The organism is Pantoea sp. Taur, from assembly GCF_009830025.1.
Classification (GTDB): domain Bacteria; phylum Pseudomonadota; class Gammaproteobacteria; order Enterobacterales; family Enterobacteriaceae; genus Pantoea; species Pantoea communis.
The window spans coordinates 1-3,009 of record NZ_SZZZ01000053.1 but is presented as its reverse complement, the minus strand read 5'-3'; the positions used below and the strand labels follow the sequence as shown (position 1 = coordinate 3,009).

Sequence of the window (3,009 nt, the reverse complement as noted above, 5' to 3'; positions counted from 1 at the left end):
GGCTATCCGCTGAAAAACTTTAGCCCGGTCCTCTGTGATGCTTACTGTTTTTCATATCGCTCCACGTCCTGTTCGGCCTCCTCCAGCTCGGACATCAGCGCCGCGAGGTCCACCATTCCGGCCGCCGGGTTGCGGCTTGCCCGCCGGTAACGGATCCTGAGCGCGCTCAGGCGTATCAGCGCTTCACGATAGGGCGTGGCACCGTTTTTCATTATGACGTCTCCTCTGTGCATGAAGGCATGGTTTTCCCGCTCCTGAACAGACTTTAGCATGCACGGATATCCCCCCGGCACCCTGTGGTCAGGAGGAACATGCGCTGCGTCACAAATGTGTCTCCCGCGTTTCAGACAGAGCCGGAGGGATGGCGGGCAGGAAGGATATAAAAAATCTCCCGGGGTGTTCCGTCACGGGAGCAACGCTGGATTTCACATAGCCGGTCTCACGCCGGCTGTGTAAAGCGGACCAGGGGTCCTGAGAGGCGAACTGCTGGCGTCACGGACGGCCTTCTGCGTGGCCGGGTGCACAGGCCTACCTTAATGCAACCCTGGGAAAATCATGTCAGGAATTCTCTGATTCTGCTTCTTTTATCCTGACCCGTGCAGAAATATATCTCTCACGCTACAGATTTCGCTGAATTAAGCCCTTAAGTTCACTCTCTGCTGTACAGCACCAGCGGACGGCATCAGGATACCCTGAATATCATCAGGAGCTGCTCCATGTCCGCTGCCGCACAATCTGCACCCGTCACGGAACACGTCCTGACGATTTGCCGGCTATCCGCCGGCATTAAGCCTGACGCGCCGGTTCGCCTGCTGGTGTCTGCCCGGGAAGACCCGCCTTTCGCAGGCCCCCGAACCGGGCGCACGCTCAGGCTCACATGGCACCTGCTGTCTGCCCTGCCGCGTGGCGCCCTTCCGGGAACCGTGAGCGCTGTATTCACGCCCGGCCGGCGCGGCCGCCCGGGACGCGTGGCAATGGCCCCCGGGGGACTGGTGCTGGCCCCGCCGCTGCGCGGATGCGGCATCGGCACCTGGCTTTTGCAGCAGCTTGCCGCATGGGCCGCCACGCTGCCGGCGGCTACCCGGGTTGAGCTTAAGGGCCTTAATTCGTCTGACCCCTTATCACCGCTGGAGGAGGTGCGGCAGCGCCGGCTGCGCGCGGGGATCGGCGCTGAGGCACGAAAGGACGACCCGCCGCTGACGGTAGCCGGTCTCCGCCTGCACCGCCGGTGGGACAGCAGCCTGACGGCCGATAGCCCGGAAGCGGCCCTGAAAGAGCTTCTCAGCCTGGCGCCCGCCACCAACTATGAGCTGGCAAACTACGAACGGCTGACGCTCAGCAGGAGCGGCGAGGCCGGTTGTTCTGAAGGCACCGCCCTGCGCAGGGCCGGCCGGGGCCTGCTGTTTCTGGGCTCGCTGCCCTTCCTGCTGCTCGATAAGCTGGCGCACTGGCTGATGGGCCGCTGAGGGCGCCGTACCATCAGCCGTCCGTCAGCGTCATGCTGTCATCTTCCGTGTGAAGCAGCGCCTCAAACGCCGCCGCCGTGAGCGGCCTGCACAGCCCGTTGCCCTGCATGATGTCGCACTGGGCGGTCGTCACGAACGCCCGCTGCGCCGTATCCTCCACGCCCTCTGCCGCCACGCTGAGACCCAGGCTTTTTCCCAGCGCCGCGATGGCCCGGAACATCATCCGCACGCGCATGCTGGTGCCGAGCTCAAGGGTCAGCGACTTGTCAATCTTGAAGCCGCTGACGAAGCCGTGCCGCAGCAGGCTGATGGCGCCCAGCGTCCGCCCGTAGTGATCGATAACGAACGCGGCCCCCGTGCGCCGGATGGCCGCAAAATGCGCCGGCGCCTCCTGAACGAGCCCCGTCAGCAGCGGCTCGTCCACCTCCAGGTCCACAAAGGCGGCGTCGCCGCCCGCCGACTCGCGCAGCACGCTTTCCAGCCCGGGGCCGGAGAGCTGTCGCGGGAACAGGTTAACGCTGACCCGAAGCTCCGGGCAGCGGACCTGCCACTGGCGGACCTGCGCCAGTGCGGTGCGGATAATCCATTCACCGAGCGTAACGGACAGCGGGCTTTTCACCAGCATCTCAATAAAATCAGCGGGCAGCAGCAGGCCGCGGGCAGGATGCTGCCAGCGCACCAGTGCCTCGCAGCCTAGCAGGCGGCCGCTACCGGCGTCATAGCGAGGCTGGTAGTGCAGAATGAACTGCTGCTGGCGCACCGCGGTTTCCAGCTCGCGCTCAAAGCGCCGGCGGCGCTGCTCCGCCGCCAGGAATTCGGGCCGGAACAGGACGCTGCAGCCCTTGCCCGACGCCTTGGCCCGGTAGAGCGCCAGGTCCGCCGCCGACATGACCGACGAGGCGTCCTCTCCGTGTTCGGGATAGGCGGCAATGCCGGTGCTGGCGCCGACGACGACCGGTGAACCGTGGTAGCTGAAAGGCGTCTGCACGGCGGCAATCAGGCGCTCCGCCGTCAGGCCGGCACCGGCACTTCCGCCCGGCAGCAGGATGATAAACTCGTCGCCGCCGAGCCGGGCGGCGGTAACCGCCCCGGGGCACGCCTGTCGGATCTGCTCCGCCACGTGACAGAGCAGCGCATCGCCGGCGGCGTGCCCGAGCGTGTCATTGACTTCCTTGAAGCCGTCCAGATCGATCATCAGCAGGGTATAAGGCACACCGGCCTCCGTCAGCTGCCCCAGTTGCTGCATAAACGCACCGCGGCTGGCCAGCCGTGTCAGCATGTCCAGTGAGGCGAGTTCGCAGAGACGGGCCTCGCTCTCGTGCCGGGCGGTGACGTCGCGGATGATCATCCCCACCAGGCGTTCTCCGCCCTCCCGCCAGCCGGAGAACGATACGACGGCCGGAAATTCCCGGCCGTCGCGCCTGAGCCCCCATATCTGCAGCGTGCGTGGCTGCGAAATCGCCGCCTCGTCGGCCGTCAGGCGATCCAGCTCGTTGCGGTAGTCGGTCTGGCAGCGCTCGGGAATAAGCCCGGCCACGTACTG

3 protein-coding genes are annotated in these 3,009 nt (G+C 65.7%); 1 reads left to right on the top strand and 2 read right to left on the bottom strand.

Annotated elements, in window-relative coordinates; all coding sequences use genetic code 11:
• Nucleotides 1-41: 41 nt before the first annotated feature.
• On the bottom strand, nt 42-212 hold the full coding sequence (locus FD744_RS25460) for a hypothetical protein (protein WP_166936816.1): 171 nt from the start codon (nt 210-212) through the stop codon (nt 42-44).
• 504 nt (nt 213-716) lie between these two features.
• On the opposite strand from FD744_RS25460, the gene FD744_RS25165 reads away from it, so the two are divergent.
• Nucleotides 717-1,466 (top strand): GNAT family N-acetyltransferase, encoded by a 750-nt coding sequence (locus FD744_RS25165; RefSeq protein WP_160870020.1) that lies wholly within the window; start codon nt 717-719, stop codon nt 1,464-1,466.
• A gap of 13 nt (nt 1,467-1,479) precedes the next feature.
• Here the strand turns inward: FD744_RS25165 and FD744_RS25160 are convergent.
• Nucleotides 1,480-3,009 (bottom strand): bifunctional diguanylate cyclase/phosphodiesterase (locus FD744_RS25160; protein WP_237449466.1); only part of this gene is annotated, 1,530 nt, incomplete at its 5' end.

What these genes read in the sequence shown, in the direction of transcription:
- FD744_RS25460 (WP_166936816.1), bottom strand. Translation starts at nt 212, where the DNA reads ATGAAAAACGGTGCCACGCCCTATCGTGAAGCGCTGATACGCCTGAGC.
- FD744_RS25165 (WP_160870020.1), top strand. Translation starts at nt 717, where the DNA reads ATGTCCGCTGCCGCACAATCTGCACCCGTCACGGAACACGTCCTGACG.